At 73.9% G+C, this 20,741-nt stretch carries 12 protein-coding genes; 6 read left to right on the top strand and 6 right to left on the bottom strand.

Translation table 11 applies throughout. From position 1 onward, the window contains the following. Window positions 1-160 precede the first annotated feature (160 nt). Window positions 161-412: a hypothetical protein gene (locus LQ51_RS02775; RefSeq protein ID WP_046563043.1), complete on the bottom strand. Its 252-nt coding sequence runs from the start codon at window positions 410-412 to the stop codon at window positions 161-163. After that, a complete protein-coding gene (locus LQ51_RS02780; RefSeq protein ID WP_231605243.1) occupies window positions 409-774 on the bottom strand; it encodes a hypothetical protein in 366 nt (121 codons plus the stop codon). Before LQ51_RS02780 ends, LQ51_RS02775 begins: the two co-directional genes overlap by 4 nt. A 399-nt stretch (window positions 775-1,173) precedes the next feature. On the opposite strand from LQ51_RS02780, the gene LQ51_RS02785 reads away from it, so the two are divergent. Continuing rightward, a complete protein-coding gene (locus LQ51_RS02785) occupies window positions 1,174-1,920 on the top strand; it encodes a helix-turn-helix domain-containing protein (protein ID WP_046563044.1) in 747 nt (248 codons plus the stop codon). Next, window positions 1,908-2,102 carry a DUF397 domain-containing protein gene (locus LQ51_RS02790; RefSeq protein WP_046563045.1) on the top strand — a complete coding sequence of 65 codons (195 nt, stop codon included), beginning with the start codon at window positions 1,908-1,910 and terminating at the stop codon, window positions 2,100-2,102. Before LQ51_RS02785 ends, LQ51_RS02790 begins: the two co-directional genes overlap by 13 nt. Here the strand turns inward: LQ51_RS02790 and LQ51_RS02795 are convergent. Further along, window positions 2,081-3,058, bottom strand: coding sequence for a helix-turn-helix transcriptional regulator (locus LQ51_RS02795; RefSeq protein WP_046563046.1), 978 nt, complete (start codon window positions 3,056-3,058; stop codon window positions 2,081-2,083). The two genes, LQ51_RS02790 and LQ51_RS02795, sit on opposite strands and share 22 nt — an antisense overlap. Before the next feature lie 91 nt (window positions 3,059-3,149). Here LQ51_RS02795 and LQ51_RS02800 point away from each other — a divergent pair, with 91 nt between their 5' ends. Then, window positions 3,150-4,151: an MDR family NADP-dependent oxidoreductase gene (locus LQ51_RS02800; RefSeq protein WP_046563047.1), complete on the top strand. Its 1,002-nt coding sequence runs from the start codon at window positions 3,150-3,152 to the stop codon at window positions 4,149-4,151. Here LQ51_RS02800 and LQ51_RS02805 read toward each other — a convergent pair whose 3' ends face one another. Next, window positions 4,152-4,433, bottom strand: a complete 282-nt coding sequence (locus LQ51_RS02805; RefSeq protein ID WP_046563048.1) for a hypothetical protein — start codon at window positions 4,431-4,433, stop codon at window positions 4,152-4,154. It lies immediately after the preceding gene. 332 nt (window positions 4,434-4,765) lie between these two features. Between LQ51_RS02805 and LQ51_RS02810 the strand changes: the two genes are divergently transcribed. From LQ51_RS02810 to LQ51_RS02820, 3 genes are all read left to right on the top strand, one after another. Continuing rightward, window positions 4,766-5,284 carry a GNAT family N-acetyltransferase gene (locus LQ51_RS02810; protein WP_046563052.1) on the top strand — a complete coding sequence of 173 codons (519 nt, stop codon included), beginning with the start codon at window positions 4,766-4,768 and terminating at the stop codon, window positions 5,282-5,284. 159 nt (window positions 5,285-5,443) lie between these two features. Further along, entirely contained in the window at window positions 5,444-5,971 is a 528-nt protein-coding gene (locus tag LQ51_RS02815) for an SRPBCC family protein (RefSeq protein ID WP_046563049.1), read from the top strand. A 49-nt stretch (window positions 5,972-6,020) separates the two neighbouring features. Further along, entirely contained in the window at window positions 6,021-6,869 is an 849-nt protein-coding gene (locus LQ51_RS02820) for a PhzF family phenazine biosynthesis protein (protein ID WP_046563050.1), read from the top strand. 52 nt (window positions 6,870-6,921) lie between these two features. Here the strand turns inward: LQ51_RS02820 and LQ51_RS02825 are convergent, their stop codons facing one another. Both LQ51_RS02825 and LQ51_RS02830 read right to left on the bottom strand, forming a co-directional pair. Continuing rightward, window positions 6,922-16,590, bottom strand: a complete 9,669-nt coding sequence (locus tag LQ51_RS02825) for a calcium-binding protein (RefSeq protein ID WP_052744734.1) — start codon at window positions 16,588-16,590, stop codon at window positions 6,922-6,924. A 328-nt stretch (window positions 16,591-16,918) separates the two neighbouring features. Next, window positions 16,919-20,741, bottom strand: a 3,823-nt coding sequence (locus LQ51_RS02830; protein ID WP_046563054.1) for an NACHT and WD40 repeat domain-containing protein, incomplete at its 5' end; no start/stop codon positions are given.

Consider the following 20,741-nt stretch of genomic DNA (forward strand, 5'->3'; position numbering starts at 1 on the left):
GCGATATGCCGCTGCGGCATATTCATGCCACAGAGGCATATCGCTTGAAGGCATGCGGGCCTCCTGGTTCGCGGACCGCCAGGCCGGACGGGTGCCCGGGGGCGGACGGGTGACCCGTCCGCCCCGCCGCTGCCGGAACTGCGCAGGCCATCTCGATGGATCAACCGCGCGAACGCGCCCAGCCGATGAAGCGGTCGTACAGGCCGGCCGGCGGGACGCCGTCGTCCGCGCCGGGGAGTTGCTCGGCCGCCTCGGCGGCAAGGGTCGCCAGGTAGATCAGTAGACCCGGGCGGGCATCGCGGTACTCGGCGAGGAGCCGCAGCTTCGCCGGGGAGCAGGGCCAGGCGATTCCGCACGCCCGGCAGCGCCAGGTCGGACGCGAGGGGAGGTGCGCCATCCGGGCGCGGTTCATCGCAGCCTCAGGGCGACGGCGCGCGCCTCCTCCTCGGTGAGCGGGAAGAACCACAGGAACCGCCGCACGATCTCGGGCGGCTGCGGGCCGTCCGGACGACCGCGCAGATCCCGGATCGCCCGACGGGCCAGCCGGACAAACTCGGGCAGCAGCTCGGCCCGCCGGGCGGCATCCGTCGGCGGATCCGTCCACGCCGGGCAGGGCCAGTCCTCGCCGCAGTCGTCGCAGGTCCAGCCCGGCGGCGCGGTCGTGTGCGCGGCGAACGCCCGCGCCCCGGCGGCCGCCGGTCGTGGTGCGCGGATCAGGCGGACGGTGGCGGGCAGTCCGCCCGGCCAGGAGCCCAGGCGGACGGTGGCGGGCAAGGAGCCCAGGCGGACGGTGGCGGGCAAGGGGCCCAGGCGCTCGGTGGCGGGCAGTCCGTCCGGCCGGGAGCCCAGGCGCTCGGTGCCCGCTCGGGCTGCTCCGGGTCGATCCGCTCCGGCTCCGGAGGGGTCCGGGTGACCACCCGGATCAGGAACCCCGCGCGCCCACGGCGGCCCGTCCCCGGCGCGACGCGCCCTGCGGCGTTCGTCCTCTGCCATGCCTCGCCCCTCTCGGTTCCACACCCACCACCGTGCGAGCCGGCTCCAGCGGCCCCAAGCGGTGGCGCGGCACCGTCGGCCGCCCCGCCGTCCACAGGAAAGCGTGCCGAGCGTTGCGGGACGATCACACTGCGTTGCACTATGGCTCCCGGATGTTCGGGACGTTCGAGAGGCACCGGGATGAACCACGCTGTCAGAGCCGCTATGGCCGAGGCCGGACACACCGCCGAGAGCCTGGCCGCCCGGATCGGGGTCGACCCCAAGACGGCGGCCCGGTGGGCCAGTCACGGCCGGATACCGCAGACCCGGCACCGCGCTCAAGTCGCCGAACTGCTCGGCAAGGACGCGGCCGAGCTGTGGCCGGACGCCCTCAAACGCAAGGAGCCGGCCTGGTTCCGGCCCTGGGCCGACATCGAACGAGAGGCGTCCGGACTGCGGTGGTACGAGTCGGCCGTGCTGCCCGGTCTGCTCCAGACCCCGGCCTACGCCCGCGCGGTCCTGACGAGTGGCCCGCTCAACGAGAACGCGAACGCCTACCTGGAGGCGCGGCTTCGCCGTCAGAGCGCCGTGTTCGATCGGACACGGCCGCCGCTACTGGTCTTCGTCATCGACGAGGCAGCGCTGCGTCGGGGCCCGGACGAACTCATGCGCCCGCAGCTGGATCACCTGATCGACCTCGCCCAGCGTCAGCATGTCATGGTGCATGTCCTTCCCCTGCGGGCCGGGCTGCACCCGGGACAGGCCGGACCGTTCATCATCGCCACCACGCCCGACGGCGAGGACGTCGGTTACCTCGACGACCAGGCAGCGGGCCGGATCACGAATGACGTTGCACCGCTGTGGACGGTCTGGGATACCGTGAGGTCCGTTTCGCTGCCGCGAGACCAGACCATCGACTTCCTGGAAGCGCGATCATGGATGAGCTGACCGGCGCGCGATGGCGCACAAGCATCCGCAGCAGTTCCAACGGTGGTGCCTGCGTCGAGGTCGCCGACAACCTGCCCGGCGTCGTCGGCGTACGCGACTCGAAGGACCCGGCGGGCCCGGTGCTCACCTTCGCCCCGCGGGCCTGGCGGGCCTTCGTGGCTCAGCTCGCCTCGCGGTCCTGACCGCAAGCCACCCGGGTGGCGCGGAGGAAGCGGCCGCCCCACTCCTGGACGTGCGCGGCGAACTCCGGCGGCCCCAGCACCTCGAACTCCACGCCCACGTTGCCCAACGCCTGCGTCGGCCAGTCGAGGGAGGTCGAGGTCATGGTGAGCCGGCAGCTGCCCTGATCGACCGGTTCGACCGTGCCCCAGCTACCCACCGCCTGCCGCACCCGCGCGGCGGGCGCGTGCACCAGGGCCTCGACCGTGTACGGAGCCGGGGCCCCGCTCGCGGCCTGCACGAAGGCCACCGGGTCCTCGGCGGGGAGCCGGCGGGGCCGGAAGTGTGCACCGGTGGCCGCCGGCCCGGTCAGCCGGTCGAGCCGGAAGCTACGCCAGTCGTGCCGGGCCAGGTCGTAGGCGACCAGGTACCAGCGGCCGCCCAGAGCGACCAGGCGGTGCGGCTCGACCTCGCGCTCGCTGGGTGCGGAGCCCCGGGCCGTGTAGCCGAACCGCAGGCGCTCCTCGTCCCGGCAGGCCTGCGCGACCACGGTGAGCACCTCCGCCGCGACGACCGGCCCGGCGGTGACGGCGGAGAGGGTCATCGCCCGCAGGGTGTCCACCCTGGCCCGTAGCCGGGGCGGCAGGACCCGCACCACCTTGGTGAGCGCGCGCAGCGACGACTCCTGCATTCCGGCGATCCCGCTCTGCGCCGCGTCGCCGACCCCCACGGCCAGCGCCACCGCCTCCTCGTCGTCGAGCAGCAGCGGCGGCAGGACGGCACCGGGCGCGAGCTGGTAGCCGCCGTCGGAGCCCCGGGCGGCGCCGACCGGGTAGCCGAGCTGGCGCAGCCGTTCGACGTCGCGGCGCAGCGTCCGCTCAGAGACCCCGAGCCGACCGGCCAGCTCCGGTCCGGACCAGTGCCGGTGGGTCTGCAACAGCGAGAGCAGTCTGAGCGTCCGCGAGCTGGTGTTCGCCATGGCCACATCCTGCCTCGGCTTCCGGTCAGGAACTGACCGGAAGCCTCTCTAGTGTCGATCACGACGACCACCCCCGACGGCAGGGACAAAGATGATCACCCGTGAGATCCAGTTGACCGCTCAGGTCACCGGCAGCCCCACCATCGACCATTTCACGGTCGCCACGACCGAGGTGGACGGCGAGGTCCTGGTACGCACCGACCAGATCGGCCTCGCCGCGACGTACCTGGAGTTGATGCGGGCCGACTGCGCCATCCCGGTGCCGGCCTGGCGGCCCGGGCAGCGGGTCGGGGTGGCCACGATCGGCACCGTGGTGCGCTCGGACAGCCCCGACCTCGAGGTCGGCGACCTGGTCCAGTCGATGACCGGTTGGAGCGAGTACTCGGCCGGCCCGGCCGGCTCGTACGTCAAGCTCGACCGGACGCTCTTCGCCGACCCCGGCTACCACCTCGGCCAGGGACCGACCGCCTACCACGGAATGGCCGAGGTGGCCGCCGTCAGCGCGGGCGACGTGGTGTTCGTCTCCGGCGCGGCGGGCGGCGTCGGTTCACTGGCCGGACAGATCGCCCGGTGCCTCGGCGCCACCCGGGTGATCGGCAGCGCCGGCAGCCCCGCCAAGGTCGACTACCTGGTCAACGAACTCGGGTACGACGCCGCCTTCGACTACCACGACGGCTCGACGGCCGACCGCCTGCGGGAGCTGGCGCCCGAGGGTATCTCGGTTTTCTTCGACGTGGTGGGCGGTGAGCAGTACCAGGGCGCGTTGCAGGCGGCCCGGCCCGGTGCGCGCTTCGCGCTCTGCGGCTCGCTGTCCACCCAGCTCGGTGGCGCGGCACAACGTTTTCCGCAGCCCGACCGCACGGCGGCCGACGCACGCGGCGTCACGCTGCTGCCCTTCTCCTGCCACCACACGCCCGACCAGATCACCGCCTGGCGGGAGCACTTCCGTACCTGGCTGGGCGAGGGTCGCTTCGTCTACCCGCAGACGGTGGTCGAGGGCGGCATCGAGGACGTGCCGCGGGCGTTCCTGTCCCTGCTGGGCGGTTCCTACCGGGGCAACGTCTCGGTGCGGATGCCGACACCGGTGAGCTGATCATCGCCACTTCCGCCGCGCGCGCCTTCCGGGCAAGGCGGACGCGAGAGCTGTGGCCGAGCCGTCGTCCCGGGCGGCCTGGGCATTGAGCGGCCGCAGCTCCGCCAGGCCTTCGAGGATGTCCCGGCGGTCGCTCGGGTCGGTGTCGCGCAACGCCAACTCGACCAACGTCTTGTCCCGGTCGGCATGGATCTTCTCGCGGATCAGGCGGAACGCCAGCGCACAGACGGCGGCTACAGAAATGGCCACTCCGGCCCAGAGGCCCGGTTCGACGACCCCCATGTCCCCTACCCCTCACTCCGGTCGAGTGAGGCGCACAGGCTCAGCTCGACCAGTACGCAATGACTGGTGTAGCCGAGGTCCTGTCGCCGACCGAGCAAGATCTCAGGTGGTACGGGTGCATCTCTGCATAGGGTTTGCCAGGCAGTCGAGCGCCGAGTCGGCCGGCACTCCACCAAAAATGTTCATATAGGTCGCCCGCGTGGCTGACACCACCGAGGACGGCGAAATCCTAGCGGAGACGGCGACACCCCGCACAACATCGCGCCGATGTGGACGGCTCCGCGACCACATCACCGGCCCGGTCGGCCGGTGGCCACGGCATGATGAAGCGCGTGACGCCCATCGCGCCGGGACCCATCCGCACCGGACGGCTGCTCCTCCTGCCGCTGCTCGTCGAGCACGCCGAGGAGATGGCCGCCGTGCTGGCCGACCCGGCGTTGCACGCCTTCACCGGCGGCGCGCCCGCCGACCCGGCCGCGCTGCGCGCCCGCTACGAACGGCTCGTCGCCGGCTCCCCCGACCCGGCCGTCTCCTGGTGCAACTGGGTGATCCGGCTCGCCGACGAAGGGTGCCTGGTCGGCACGGTCCAGGCCACCGTCACCGGGCCGGCCGACGAGCGCCTCGCCGAGATCGCCTGGGTGGTGGGCACCCTCTGGCAGGGGCGGGGCATCGCCACCGAGGCGGCCCGCGCGCTGGTCGACTGGCTCGCGCGGCACGGGGTACGCACCGTCATCGCCCACATCCACCCGGAGCACCGGGCGTCCGCCGCCGTCGCCACCGCCGCCGGCCTCACCCCCACCGACGTCCGGCACGAGGGCGAGATCCGCTGGGTACGGACCACCGCCGGCTGACCCGCCGCCGCAGTGGCCGTCACGCCGCGCCGCGGCTCGACACCAGCCCTGCGCGGGACCCGGGACAGGCCCTCGTCGGTTGCGCTGCCAGGTTTAGCGGCTGGGCGCGCGGGCAAACGGCGTCGATCGCAGCAGGGGCAGGATCCGTCGGAGGCAGCGATGTTTCACTGGTCATCCCGCCGCGACGCCCCGGCCGAGGCGAGGGTGACCATCGAGCGCCGGGTCGCGGACGTCTACACCTTCTATCGCGACTTCGCGAACATGCCCCGCTTCCTGGGCGACGTCATGGCCAGCGAGCAGATCGGGCCGGGGACGTACCGCTGGGCGATTCGCGGACCGCTCGGCGTCCGGCTGCACTCGACGGTACGGCTCGTCGAGGAACGCCCGAACCAGCTGCTGCGGTACGAGACCACGGCTGCGCCCGGGATGAGGACCCACTGGACCGTCCGGTTCGCCCCCGGGTCCGACCCGGCCCGTACCGACGTGTACGAGGTGCTGAGGATCCCGTTCGGGAAGGTGGGTCGGGCGGCGCTGACCCTGGTCGGGAAGCCGCCCGGCGCCGAGGTGGCGGCGAACCTGCGCCGGCTCAAACAGCTCCTGGAGACGGGCGAGGTCACCGACACCGAGCACGCGGTCGCCGGCAAGTTCGCGCCGGTAGTGCCCGCGGATCACCGCCGCCCCCGGTGAGCGGGCGTGCGCGCGCCGCCGGTCCAGCGGCGGGCCGTAGCCTGGCGCCATGACGGAAGTCCTGCGGTACGCCGCCTTCACCACCGACCCGGCAGCGGGAAACCCGGCCGGCGTGGTCCTCGACTCCGGCGGCCTCACCGACCCGCAGATGCAGGCCATCGCGGCCGACGTCGGCTACTCCGAGACGGCGTTCCTCACCGCCACCGGACCGGCCGAGTTCGACGTCCGTTACTTCAGCCCGCAGGCCGAGGTGCCGTTCTGCGGGCACGCGACCATCGCCTCCGCCGTGGCCGTCGCCGAGCGCGGCGGCACCGGGGAGCTGATCTTCCGCACCCGCGCCGGTACGGTGCCGGTGGCGACCGGCCGGGACGCCGACGGGCGGCCGACCGCGACCCTCACCAGCGTCGCGCCCACCGACGCGCCGGTGCCACCGGACGACCTCGCCGAGGCGCTCGCCGCCCTGGGCTGGGCCGCCGGCGACCTCGACCCGGCGCTGCCCCCCGCCGTCGCGTACGCGGGCGCGCACCACCTGGTCCTCGGCGCGGGCACCCGGCAGCGGCTGGCCGCGCTGGACTACGACTTCGACCGGTTGCGCGAGCTGATGCTGCGCCGGGACTGGACCACGGTGGCGCTGGTGTGGCGCGCCTCCGGCACGGAGTTCCATGTCCGCAACCCGTTCCCGGTCGGCGGTGTGGTGGAGGACCCGGCTACCGGGGCGGCCGCCGCCGCGTTCGGCGGCTACCTGCGTACCCGAGGGCTGGTCGAACCGCCGGTGACCCTGCGCCTGCACCAGGGGGCCGACCTGGGCCGGCCCGGGCTGCTGGTGGTCGACGTGCCGGCCAGCGGCGGCATCCGGGTGACCGGGACGGCCGTGGGGATGCCGCCCGTCGAGGGCTGAACGCGCGCCGGGCCCGGCTCCCCAACGGAGAGCCGGGCCCCGGACGCCTCACTCAGTCGGTGCAGGACGGGGTGTCGAAGTGCCCCGGAGTGGACGGGAACGCCGCCCCCGCGCCCTGGTCCTTGTTGTCCCGCGGATACACGTAGGACAGTTCCAGGAAGGCGGAGGTGCCCGCCGTGGTCACGTCGGTCGCGCTGCGGCCGGCGCCGGTGGCCCAGGCCAGGCGGGTCAGGAAGTCCTGCATCGCCGGGCTGTGCTGGCGGATGTCGTTGAACCCGCCGTACGCCGAGTTGCAGTGCGTGAACAGGTTGTACGCGCCGTTCCAGTCGAAGAGCCGGTCACCGTTGTTCGGCCCGTTCTGGGTCACGTCGCCCTGCAACACGTCCCGGTCCCAGCCGCCGTAGATCCAGTCCGTGCCGTGGTGGTGCTGGTTGTCGGCGAGGACGTCGTTGTCCAGGTTGGTCGCCTCGAACCAGCGGCACGGGTCGACCGTCCCGGTGGACAGGTCCACCGGCCAGGCCCCCGCCGCGCAGTTGTCCGGGTAGGAGCCGCGCGGCCGGAAGTCCAGCAGGTCCGACCCGAGCACGGCCGTGACGGCCGGGCCGCTGGTCGCCCCGGCGCCACCGAACAGGTGGTCGACGTACTGGTCCTGGTCGCCCCGGGCGGCGGCGCTGAACACCCCGTTCACCAGGCATTGCGGGTTGGTCGCGTCGAGCACCGGGTCGCAGCCCTTGCCGCCCCACAGCACGTCCGAGCCCTCGCCGCCGAACACCTCGTCGCCGCCGCTGTCACCGTTGGCCACGTCGTCGCCGAAGCCGCCGTGGATGTTGTCCGCGCCGGCCCCGCCCCGGATCAGGTCGGCCGCGCCGGCCGTGAGGCCGGCGTGCGGCATGGCCGCCGAGGTGGCGCTGCCGATCCAGGCGTCCCCGTCGGTGTCGTGCAGCAGGTCCACCCGGCGGTCGTACCCGCCGGCCCGGAACCCGGTGTACGTCTCCTGCGGCACCGAGGACAGGGTTGTCGTGAAGCCGAGCGCGGCCACGTCGTCAGCGTTCAGGTACTGGTTCACCACGCCACCCCGGTCACCGAGGATGGCGTCCCGGCCGTCCTCGCCGTACAGGGTGTCGGCGCCCAGCTCACCGAAGAGGTCGTCGTCGCCGGCGCCGCCCCGGATCAGGTCGTCGCCGTCCTGGCCCCACACCCCGTCGTTGCCGGCGTCGCCGAAGAGCTGGTCGTTGCCGTAGGCGCCGGCCGGCTCGCAGGTGGCCTGCGCGGTGGTGCAGAACCGGGTGGACGGGCCGGGCAGCGCCGGGTCGTGCGTGCGGGCCGCGGTCGCGTCGGCCGGCACCGCGCCGGTCGGGTACCGCTCGGTGTAGACCCGCTCGGCCGGGCTGCCGTTCACCGTGGTCACGGTCCGCAGCAGCGAGCCGTTGTCGCCGAGCAGCACGTCGTCGCCGCCGTTGCCCTCCAGGACGTCCCCGGTGTCCCGGAACCCGGCGGCCGCGCTGCCGCCGATTAGGTCGTCCTGCCCGGCCGGCGCGCCCGCGCCGACCAGGTCGGCCGCCGGCGACGGATCGCCCGGCCAGCCCGGGTCGGGCAGCGGGGTGACCGTGGCGTGCCCCGCCGCGCCGAGAGCGCCGTCGCCGCGCAGGATGTCCGCGCCGCCGTTGCCCTCCAGGTAGTCGCCGTCACCGTCACCGGTCAGCGCGTCGTCGCCGTCCTGGCCCCAGAGGGTGTCCACGCCGTCGCCGCCGCTGATCCGGTCCGCGCCGTACCGGCCGGCGGCGATCGCGCCCCGATCCAGCAACACCACGATCCGCGGGCCGAACGGGACGCCGTCCGCGCCGAGCCGGACCGTCACGGCGGTGGGCTGCTCGCCGGGGAGCGGGCGCAGCACCGCGCCGTTGTCCCCGATGACCGCGTCGGAACCCGGCCCGCCGAAGACGGCGTCCGCGGTGTCCGGCTGGCCCGTCGTGGTCGCCCCGGTCCCGTCGTAAGCGGTGCTGGAACCGCCGACCAGGTCGTCGTCGCCGGCGTCACCCTCGACCCAGTCGGCGCCGGGGCCGCCCTCGGCGAAGTCCGCGCCCGCGTCGGCGTGCACCCGGTCCGGACCGCCCTGGCCGAAGATCACGTCGTCGCCATCGCCGCCGGAGATCAGGTCCCCGCCGCTGGTGCCGGCGGCCGGGCTGAACCCGAGGTCGAGCAGGCTGACCTTGCGCTGCGGGCCGGTCCGGCCCTGGGTGACCCGGGTCGCGTCCGTGGTGGCCGGCGTGAACCGGGCGTTGTCCCCGGCGATCAGGTCCGCGTCGCCGTCCCCGAAGAGCCGGTCCCCGGTGTCCGGGCGGCCCGTGCCGGCGGCCGGCTCCTGCCCGGAGCCGCCGACGATCTCGTCCCGGCCCGTGCCGCCGTGCACCAGGTCGGCGCCGTTGTTCCCCTCGAGCTGGTCGTCGCCACCGTCACCGTCGACCCGGTCGTCGCCCAGGCCGCCGTACGCGACGTCGTTCTCCGACCCGCCGGAGATGACGTCCCCGGCACCCGCGGCCGGCACGTCCCCGGCCAGGTCCAGCGGGTACGGCCCGACGTCGCCGATGCGCGGGGTGCCGTTGTCGCCGACGATCCGGTCCACGCCCCCCTCGCCGTAGACGAAGTCCCGGCCGTCGGCCACGCCGGCGGTGCGCCCGCCGCCGTAGAGCACGTCGTCGTCGGGGCCGCCGAGCACCTGGTCGGCGCCCTGGTTGCCCTCCTCGGTGTCGGTGCCGGTGCCGCCGTACAGGCCGTCGTCGCCGGTGTTGCCGAAGAGCAGGTCGTCACCGTCGTCGCCGTGCAACTGGTCGACGCCCGGACCGCCCCACGCCCGGTCGGTGCCGCCACCCAGGTGCAGGGTGTCGTCGCCGAGCTGGCCGCAGGCCCGGTCGTCGCCGCCGCCGAGGTCGGCCCGGTCGTCGCCGCTGCCGGCGGTGACCACCTCGACCCCGGCGCCGCCGAGGATGAGGTCGGCCGCGCCCTGGTCGGTCGGGTCGGGCTGGGCGTCGGCGAGGCTCGCGTCGGCGCAGGTCTCGGCGGTCAGCCGCCGGTCACCGAAGACCGTCGCCCCGCCGTCAGCGCCGATCAGGTGGTCGCTGCCCAGGCCGCCGACGAGCAGCTTGTTCTGCGACTGGGTACCGGCCGGCAGCGGCTGGTGGGTGACCGGCCTGGCCGGGCCGTACCCGTCGGTGCCGTCCGGTTCGCCCACCGTGGCCGGCTCGGCGATCACGTAGTCCTCGTCGGGGCCGCCGAACAGTTCGTCGGTGCCGTAGCCGCCGACCAGCACGTCGTCGCCGCCGTAGCCGTAGAGGCGGCCGGTCTGCCCGTTCGCGGAGTGTGAGACGACCAGGTCGCTGCCGGCGCTGCCGTGCACGGTGTCCTGCCCGGAGCCGGTGTCCACCTTGTTGACCAGCCCGGCGTCGCCGCTGCCGGGCGCGTCCGGGTCGGCGGGGGTGGCGCTGCCGGCGGTGTGGATGGTGTCGTTGCCGGTGCCGCCGTTGAGGATGTCCGACCCCGGCCCGCCGATCAGGGTGTTCTTCCCGTTCGGCCGGTCGTCGACGACCACCCCGACGATGTCGTCGCCGCCGTTGCCGTAGACCGTGCTGGCGCCGTGCCCGACGGTGACGTGGTCGTCCCCACCGGTGGTCGCCTCGGTAGGCGCGGTGAGCTTCGTCCAGTCGACCAGGCCGTCGAGGGTCTTGTCCCCCACCGAGGTGTGCACGGTGGTGCCGCCGGACCGGTCCACCGGGCCGAGACCGCTGTCGCCGGCCACCACGTTGTCGCCGTCGCCGGTGGTCACGGTGTCCTTGCCGGCGCCGCCGGCCACCCGGCTCACCTGGCCGGCCGCCTCGGCCGTGACGATCACGTCGTCGCCGCCGCGACCGTCCACCCAGGCCGGCCCGCTGCCGGTGCGGATCTGGTCCCGGCCGTCCGAGCCGATGACCACCGCTGCCTTGTCGAACGGTGAGGTCTTCGTGCCGTCGCCGCCGGTGTCACCGTCGCCGAGCAGCAGGATCGACAGCGAGGTCTTGTCGGCGTCGGCGACCTGGTAGCCGCGGCCGTCGACGACCACCCGGGTCAGGTTCGGGTCGAGGAATTCCTGCTTGCGGCCGAGCGCCTCGACCGCGAACCCGTCGAAGTCCGGGTCCGGGTCGGCGAAGTGCACGGCGTACACCTTCACCACGTCACCGGCGTACGTGCCGGCGCCGTTGTCCCACGCCTTGTCCCCGCGCTGGTCCTTGGTGCCGAACTTGCCGGCGAAGACGACCAGGGTGTCGCCGACCGTGCCGCCGAGTTCCGGTGGTTTCGGTTTGCAGTCGGGTTGCGCCCGGAAGTCCAGCAGTGTGGCGTCGACCAGGGTGAAGTCGAAGGTCTTGCTGAACAGGAAGAGGTCGATGGTGATGTAGACCTTGAGGAACACCGACAGCGCGCCGCTGGTGGTGAAGAGGCAGACCGGGTTGACCAGGAGCGCCTGGAGGAACTCGCTGGTGCGGAACTTGCCGTCGTTGTTCGGGTCGTTCCAGCTGAATCCGACGGTGAGCCGGATGCCGCCCTCGATACCGGCCTTGACGATCAGCACGCTCACCTGCGCCCCGGCGGCGATCTCGCCGCGCAGGGTGACCACCGGGACCGCCGTGCCGCTGGCGTCGGCGGTCTTGAAGTAGAGGCCGTCGAGCAGGCTCACCGCGTCCAGCGCGGTGCCGTCGGTGGCGGCCTCGACCGCGTGCCGGATGCCCGCGGTGTCCAGGCCGGCGATGAACCGGGCGGTCACCGAGGCGCTGCCGGCGAGGGTGACCAGCACCGGCGGCGGGGCATAGACCGGGCCGAAGGACTGCCGCCAGCTGAACCCGAGCGACAGCGGCCCGGAGTCGAAGCTGACCAGTTCCACGTCCTGCCCCATGAGCAGGCCGAACAGCGAGCCCGGGTTGTCGAACACCGGGAAGCTGAAGCCCGTCTTCTGCGCGTTGGTCCGGCCCTGCCCGTCCGGGGTGAACAGCTTCCCGGCGTCGCCGCCGGCCGCGCCGTCCACCGCGGACTTGACGTCCGACGCCTTCGCCGGCGCGTACCCGTGGCTCTTGTCGATCAGGCTCTCCGCCGCGGCGGGCGAGACCGCCGTGGTCAGCGCCCGGGCCGGGTCCACCTGGAACGCGCCCAGCGGGATGGCGCAGTTGGTGGCGCAACTGGTGGGGATCGAGTTGACGAAGCTGATCACGGACCGGACGGTGTCGACGAAGTCCAGCTTCGGCCCGCCGGCCAGGGTGCTGAACGTCTTGGCCAGCCAGACCAGGGTGATGTCCGGGCCGCCGGTGGCCTTCGACAGGTCGGACAGCACCGGGATCGGCGCGTACAGGGTGTCGATGACCGGCTGGAGCGGGCCGGTGACCGTCTTGATCTTCTCCAGCACCGGCTTGAGGATGCTGGTGAAGAAGGCGCCGGCGTCCAGCGCGATGTCGGTGAAGCCGACCTGCAGCGGCGTGGTCACGCTGTCGCCGGTCGGGGTGAGCCCGCCGCGCTGGTGCTTCAGCCCCCACTTCAGGGTGAAGTGGGCGCTGACGCCGGGCAGCGCGGAGACGTCACCGCCGGTGTCCACCGCCGCGGCCAGCCGCCAGTCGACGTTCACCTCGGCGGTGAGATCGGTGGCGAGCAGCGAGCCCAGGTCACCGAACTCGGCGAGGGTGAGCTTGTCGTCCGGCTTGGCGGTGCAGTCGGCGGCGACCGTCGGGTCGAAGCAGCTCTTCTCCCCCGGCGAGCCCTTCAGGTCGATCCCGAAGTACGCCCGCACCAGCGGCGCGGCGCCCTGCTTGGTCGCCTTCACCTGGATGAAGGCGAGCTGGGCGGCCAGGTCGCCGGTCATGTCGAAGGTCGCGCCGATCTGCACCTCGGGCGAGGTGTCCCCGTCGTGGGTGGGGACGTAGAAGCCCTCGTCCCGGTCGAGGACCAGATCCAGGTGCAGCTTCCAGCCCAGCCTGGCCTGGATGCCGTCGGTGGCGCCCTTCTTCGCCTTCAGCGACAGGCCGGGGATGCCCAGGTCGAGCGGGACGTTGGCGGTGAGGCACTTGTCGCTGTCGCTGGCGTTCGTGCAGCCGTCCGCGGCCGACGGGGCGCCCCGGGAGGTGGTCAGGGTGATCCGGACGGACTGGAAGTCCTCCGGCTGACAGGGCGCGGCCACGCCGCTGCGGCAGCCGACCACCGCGCTCACGCCCGGATCCAGGTCGTGCAGGGCCGTGTTGAGGGCGGCCTGCATGCCGGCGCTGTCCAGGGTGGCGTCGGCCAACGCCGGACCGATCGCGGCCTTGACGTCCGCGCGCAGCTGGGCGATGAACTTCTGACCCTGTTGGAGGTCCTCGCCGACCAGGGGCAGCTTGCCGTCGAAGCTGGCCAGCCGCAGCGCCTCCTCCACCTTGGCCAGGTAGCCGTCGATGCCGACGTTGAAGTCGGTCAGTTTCAGCGACAGGTTCGCGAAGCAGGAGGTGAGGTCCGGGGTCTGCGCGTGCGGCGCCAGGTCCAGCCCCATGGTGAAGGTGAGCAGGTTGGTGGCGTCGGCCGGCTCACAGTTGTTGACGAACAGCGGCGCGCGGGCGCAGATCGGGGTGCTGGTGCCGCCGACCCCGTCGCCGCAGTCGACGCCGGCCGTGGTGAAGCTCGGGGTGACGCCGAACAGCCCGCTGACCGGGCCGTCCGCGGCGAGCCCGCCGAGGCCGACGCTGAGGTTGGCCTTGACGGTGGCGAAGTCCGGGTCCTTGCCGAGGTCCAGGGCGAGCGGGCCGACCCGGGCGGCGAGCGCCGCGTTGGTCACCCCACCGCTGACCGTCACCTTTGCCGAGGAGCTCTTGTCCAGCAGCGGCGCCGCGTTCAGTTTCAGCGGCAGCAGCAGGCCGAGCTGGGCGCGGGCGTCGACGTCGAGCGCGAAGGTGCCGGAGCTGTCCAGGCTGATCAGCTCGCGGGCGCCGTCCCAGGCGAAGGCGAGCGGCCCGGCGGTACGCACGTTGCGCTTCCAGTCCAGCCCGATCCGCAGGTACGGGCCGCCGGCCCGCTCGTCGAGGGTGAACTGGATGCCGCTGTCCGCGCCGATGGCGCCGTTGAGCAGGTCGAGGGCGTCCTGGAGGTTGTCCGGGGGCGCGGCCAGCAGCTTGTCCAGCGCGTCGGCCAGCTCGGGGCGCAGCGCGTACGCGGAGCCGTCGCCCGGCTTCGGCGAGCCGGCCGCCTCGACCCGCAGGGTCTGGCCGTCCACCCGGGCCAGCACCCGGTACGCCTTGCTGCCGATCACCACGGTCCGGCCGGCCAACCGCGCGTCGAACGCCGCGTCGCCGCTGCGGCCGGCGTCCTTGAGCAGGAAGTCCGCGCCGTCGGCGGTGAACGTGACGCCCTTGCCCACGCCGCTCTCGTCGGCGCCCAGCAGTTCCCGGGCGGAGCGGCCGAGCAGCGGGATCTCGGTGTTCAGCGGGCCGCCGCCACCGCCCGGGGCGGAGAGCGCGACGTTGACCAGCCGCAGCGCCTCCACCACCACGGCGAACAGCGCCTTCGGGTCGTCGGGGTTGAAGTCCACCGCGAAGATGCCGTCCAGACCGGCGGTGTCCACCACCGGCTGCCCGCCGGCCTGCCAGCTGACGTCGACGCCGACGCCCTGGCCGAGCGCGCCGGCCGCGCCGGGCACGCTGACCGTGACCCGGCCGGTGGTCTTCACCGACGAGGAGACGGCGAGCAGGTCGCCCGGCGCGGTCTGCAACCGGCGGAACAGCTCGCCGAGGCTGACGTCCTGCGCCTGCTTGAAGCCGACCCGCAGCATCCGCTGCCCGGCGGTGGCCGGCCCGACGGTGAGATCACCGCCGAGCTTGACCTTGAGGAAACCGGCCGTGGTGAAGAAGTCGACGCCGGTGGTGATCGGGAAGTCGGCGGCGAACAGCGGCGTCGCCGGGTCGGTGCGCAGCAGCACCCGGTCGGCGTTGGCGGCCGGGCTACCGAGGTCGTCCCGCAGGTCGAGCACGAGGGTGACGGCGGCGCTGTACCTCGGCTTCACGGTGGCGAAGCTGGCCTGGGCGTTGGCCGCCCGCAGGCCGACCTTCTTGTCGCCGCCGGCCGGCCTGGTGAGCGTCCCGGCCAGCTCGACGGCACCGATGTTGGGGCTGGAGCCGCTGATCACCCAGACGCTGTCCGCGGCCGGCCGGCCGCCGATCCAGTCCCCGGTCAGGGTGATCGAGGTGGCGGTGTTGGCGGCGATGGTGCCGGCCGAGGTGCCCGCGACGACCCGCTGGCCGACCAGCTGACCTGGGGTGAACCGGCGGTCGTCGGCGGCGAGGCTGAAGCCGTCGGCGGTGAAGGTGGCGCCCCGGCCGGAGACCGAGGCGGCGCCCGGGTCCAGCGGCACCGCGACGGTGGAGTCGCGTTCCAGCGTCACCCGGAAGACCAGCTTCTCGCCGGCGAAGGAGAGGTTGTCCACCGGCAGGCCCTCGGCGGCGAGCAGTTTGACCAGTTCCTGGATCGAACTGAACGTCGGCTGGCCGGCCTTGGCCGGGTCGTCGGTGGCCGGGTCGAAGTCGGGGTCGTCCGGTTTCGGGTGGACGTACTTCTTGAGGAAGCCGGTGAGCTTCTCGTTGACCTTCACCGCGTCGGCGAAGGTGCCGCGCAGGAACGGCAGGTTGAGGTTGCCCGCCGGCCCGCTCTGCTGCACCCCGCCGAGCAGGGTGGCGAGCTGGGCGAGGCCGGCGGCGAGGTCGAGCGGGCTCATGGTGCGGAACGGCGCGATCGTCTCGTCCAGGCCGGTGGTGGTGACCGTGGGGGCGCCGACGGTGATGTCGTTCCAGTCCACCTTGACGGTCGCCGCGACGGCGGGCAGGGCGAACGGGGCACCGGCGGTGGCCGCGCCCAGGTTGACCACCCCGTGCACCGAGCCGGGCCCCGCCTCGGTCTCGGTGTCGGAGATCTTCCCGCCCCCGGAGCCGTCGAGGGCGACCTGCACCAGCCCGGCGAGGGAACCGGCGGCGCCCAGCTCACCGGTCCCGGCGCCGGCGGCGGTGTCGAACGCGAGCCGGCCGTCCCCGTTGGGGTCGGTGAGGGTCGCCTTCACGTGGGTACGCGCGGTCAGCGTGCTGCCGGCGGTGAGCGTGACGCCCAGGATGCCGACGGAGGCGGTGGCCTGGTCCAGGTCGGCGCGCAGCTTCGCGGCGGCGTCGATGTCCAGCCGCGGGGCGTCGCCGTCGCGGACCAGGTAGGTCTCCCCGGCGGCGGTGTGCCGGGCGCGCAGGTGCAGGGTCGCCCAGCCGGTCACCTCGACCGCCTTGGCCACGGTGACCCCGCCCACCGCCAGGTCCTTGTCGCTGACCTGCCGCTTGGTGGTGAGCAGCACGTCGAGCAGGTGGTCGCCGCCGCTGGCGGTGACCGAGCTGGTCAGCCGGGTGCCGCCGCCGAGGTCGACGTCGTCCTTGGTCAGGCCGGAGGCGAGCGCGTCGGCGGCCTTGCGGGGGAGCTTGTCGGTTTCCACCAGGGCGCCCGGGCTGACCCCGAGCAGGGGTAGCGGCTGGCCGAGCAGGCCGATCCGGGACAGCCCGCCCTCCGCCCAGGTGGCCGTGCGGGTCATCAGGCTCTTGAGCGCGGCCTCCCACGCCTCGTCGGCGTGGGCGGGCGCCGCGGTCCACACCAGAGCGAGCGCGGCGGTCACCACCGTCGCGGTCAGTGCGGCCAGCAGCCGCCGTAGTGCCACCATGAGCCACCTCTTCCTGGATGGCCGTCACCGACGGCGCTGGTCCCGCGCCAGCACATCGATCAGAGAGGTGACCCACAACTTCTGTGTCGAGATCGTGACAGCCTGTCAGGCTGATCGGTCGACGTGATTACGCCGGGTGTCGTGACCGGACTGAGCAATCAGCCAGAGCGATCCGCCGCCACGGATCGAACCGGCCGGCCCGCGTAACGGAACTGCCGCCGGCGGCGCTGTTCATCGGCGCTCCGACACCCCGGAGCGAGAGGACCGGCGCGGGGCGGGCGGCCGCCGCCCCCGGACAGCGGCGGCCGCCGGGCGGGTGACGCGCGGATCAGAACGGGGCGTCGACGGCCAGCCGGCGCACCTGGGTCAGGTACGGGTCCAGCTCCCCCACCTCGAACCGGCAGGTGCCGATCACGTGCCAGAACTGGCCGCCCGTCTCACCGTCGAGCTTGTACCGGCCGTCCGGGCTGACCGCGGCCCAGCCCTCGGGCAGACCGATCAGGGTGGCCCGCAGCTGCGCCTGCTCCGGGTCGGCGACGTCCCAGAGCCGCACGGTGCCGTCGTCGCCGGCGCTGGCCAGCAGGCTGCTGTCCGGGCTGAACGCCACCGACCAGACCCGCCGGGTGTGCGCGGCCAGGGTGCCGTGCAGCCGGCCGGTGCCCGGATCCCACAGCCGGATGACCAGGTCGTCCCCGGCGGTGGCGAGCAGCGCCCCGTTGCCGCTGAACGCGCAGGACCAGAGCCGGCCGGCGTGCTCGGTGAGCACCGTGCGCGGCTCGCCGGTGTGCGCGTCCCAGATCACCGCGGTGCCGTCGTTGCTGGCGCTGGCGAGCAGCGACCCCTCGGGGTTGAAGCTGACCGCGTACACCCGGTCGGTGTGCCGGGTCAGGGTGAGCCGGCAGGAGGCGGTCGCCGCGTCCCAGAGCCGGACCAGCCGGTCGTCGCAGCCGGTGGCGATGGTCTCGCCGTCCGGGCTGAACGCCACCGCCCGCACCCGGCCCTCGTGCGGGGCGAGGGTCGCGAAGTGCCGGCCGGTGCGCCGGTACCAGAGCTGGACGGTGTCGTCGTCGTTGGCGGTCGCCAGCGCGTCCCCGTCCGGACTGAACGCGGCCGCCCAGACATGGTCGGTGTCCACGTTGAGCTCTCGTTCGTCGGTGCCGGTGTCGGTGTTCCACAGGTGCACCCCGCCGTCACCGCTGGGCGCGGCGACCAACGCCTCACCCGGGCAGTAGACCGCCGAGAGCAGCCGGTCGGCGGGGCTCGCGAGCTGGCGGACCAGTCGGCCGGTACGCGGTTCCCAGAGCCGCACCACGCCGTCGTTGCCGCACGCGGCGAGGACCTCCCCGTCGTCCCGGAAGGAGAGCGCGGTGATCCGCCGGCCGTGCCCGCGCAGCGTGTGCTGAAGCTGACCGGTCCGTACGTCCCACAGCCGGGTGGTGCCGTCGTTGCTGCTCGTGGCCACCTGGGCCTGGTCGGGCCGCCAGACCACCGGCCAGACCGAGCCGCGGTGCCGGGTCAGCTCGTGCCGGAGCTGACCGTCGGTGGTGTCCCAGAGCTGGATGGCGCCGTCGCTGGCCGCGCTGGCGAGCAGGCTGCCGGCGGCGTTGAACCGGACACTGTAGATCGCCCCGCGCTGCCGGCCCAGCACCCGCAGCGGCCGGCCCGTCTCCACCTCCCAGAGCCGCAGGGCGCCGTGCGTGTCGCCGGTGGCCAGCATCGTCCCGTCCGGGTGCACGTCGAGGGCGTACACGTCGGCCTCGTGGCCGCGCGCCTGGCGCAGCAGCGCCCCGTCGGCGGCCCGGCGGATCCAGACCCGGCCGTGCTGGCCCACGGCGACGAAGTGCCGGCCGTCCGGGGTGTGCACCACCCGGTAGACCACCTCCGGCTCCCGCACCTCGAAGACGGGCCGGCCCGAGGCGACGTCCCAGCCGCGGACCACACCGGCGCTGTCCACCACCACCAACCGGCGGCCGTCGGGGCTGAACGACGTGCCCCAGATCGGCGCGGCATGGCCGGGCCACTCGTGCCGCAGCCGCGCCGTGCGGGTGTCGTAGAGCCGGACCACGCCGGCCGCGTCGCCGACCACCAGCCGGCCCCGCGCGCCGTCGGTGAGCAGCGGCCACACCCAGCCGGCGAAGACGTCCTCGATGACGTGCCGCACGTCGCCGTGGTCGGCGTCCCAGAGCCGGACGGTGAGATCCGCCGCGCCGGTGACCAGCTGGTGCGAGGCGGCGTCGAACCGCACCGCGTAGACCCGGCCGCGGTGCCCCTGGAGGGTACGCACCGGCAGGCCGGTCGCGGTGTCGCAGATCAGTACGCCACCGTCGTCGCTGCCCACGGCGAGCACCGAACCGTCCGGACTGTAGCCGGCGGGCACCGGCAACCGGCCCACCTCGAAGCCGTACGAGACGCCCACGGCCGGCGGGGCGAGACCGGGCGCGACCGGGCGGCCCGGGGCGACCACCGCGCCGCGCAGTTCCGGCGCGCGCAGCAGCGCCGGGTCGGCGCTCACGTCGATCAGCGCGCTCCGGTGCCAGCTGCTGCCGGAGAGCTGCACGCCACGCAGGTCGGCCCGGAACAGCCGGGCCCCGCCCAGCTCGGCGCCGCGCAGATCCGCCCCGGCCAGGCGGGCCTGGTCCAGGCGGGCGCCGCGCAGCCGGGCGTGCGCCAGCCGGGCGTCGGTCAGGTTGGTGGCGACCAGCCGGGTGTCGGTGAGGTCGGCACCGGTCAGGTCGGCGCCGGCCAGCTCCCGGTGCGACAGGTCCTCGCCGCGCAGCACCGCGCCGCGCAGGTCGGCCCGGTCGGGCAGCCGCAGCCGGGCGCTGAGCCGCAGCGCGTTGGCGCGCACCGTCTCGCCGGCGCTCTCGTCGCCGAGCACCCGGGCGGTCCACGCCGTGCAGCGCGCCGGGTCGGCGAGGTCGCCGAGGAACTCCACAGTCAGCGCCGACAGCGGCCGCACGGCCAGCGCGGTCGGCTCCTCGCCCCGGTTGAGCTGGGCGGCGATGCCCTCGGCGACCAGCCACTCCATCACCGAGGTGTGGATGAACCCGAACAGCCCGTCGTCGGTGCGGACCAGCAGGCTGCCGGCGCCCACCGCGTGCGCCGCCTGCGGGCCGGACAGCCGGGAGTCGGCCAGCCCGGCGAGCTGGCCGGCGGCCTCGGCCAGCTCGGCCAGGCGCAGGTACGACTCGCCGGTCTCCCAGAGCTGGAAGGCCAGCCGGCCGACCGCGTGCCACAGCTCGGGGCGGCGCAGGCTCACCGGCGCGCCCGGGATCCCCTGGGTGCGCCGCTCCTCGAAGTCGAGCCAGGACTCCAGGATCTCCCGGTACAGCGCGGCGGCGCTGAACGTGCCGCCGGCGCCGGCCACGGCGGCCAACCGCCCCTCGTCGAGGTTGGCGATGAAGCCGAGCATCCGCGGGTTGCGGGAGAGCCCGAGCAGGTCCTTCACGCCGGCGAGCAGGTCCATCCGGTCCCGGGCGGCGCGCTCGTCGCCGCCGTACCGGTTGCGCAGGAAGGACTCGATCTGGCCGGGGGTGAAGTCCTCGATGGCCAGCACCCGGCGGTGCGGCAGCAGCCCGACCCGCTCACCGAGCGCGGTGAGCACCTGCGAGTTGGTCTTGAAGTGCTGGGTCCGGCTGCTCACCACGATCTTGGCGTTGCCCTCGGCCGCCTGCAGCAACGTCTCCAGGTGGTCGGCCGCCCGGTCGTAGGTCACCCGGGCCACCAGCTCGTCGAAGCCGTCGAAGAGCAGCACGATGCGTCCCTGCCGCAGCATGTAGCGGAACGCCTTGAGGTCGATCACCTGCTCGCCGTGGTTGGCCAGGTGCGCGGCCACCAGCCCGTCGACCGAGTGCGCCTTGTCCAGGGCGCGCAGCTCCACCAGGATCGGGATCAGGTCCGGGGCGGCGGTGGGCAGCCGGCGGGCCACCTCCCGCAAGGCGAACGTCTTGCCCCGGCCGAAGTCGCCGAGCACCAGCACGAACCGGCCGTCCGGGGCGGAGGCCAGCTCCAGCAGCTCGTCCACCACGTCCTCGCGGACCCGCTGGTCGGCGCCGACCAGGTGCCGGTAGCGCTGCGGCACGTACTGGCCGGGCGGGTAGAGGCGGTCGGCCTGCAACCGGGCGGTCTGCGCGGCCACGTAGTCGCGCAGG

It is taken from the genome of Micromonospora sp. HK10, assembly GCF_000982955.1.
Lineage (GTDB): Bacteria > Actinomycetota > Actinomycetes > Mycobacteriales > Micromonosporaceae > Micromonospora.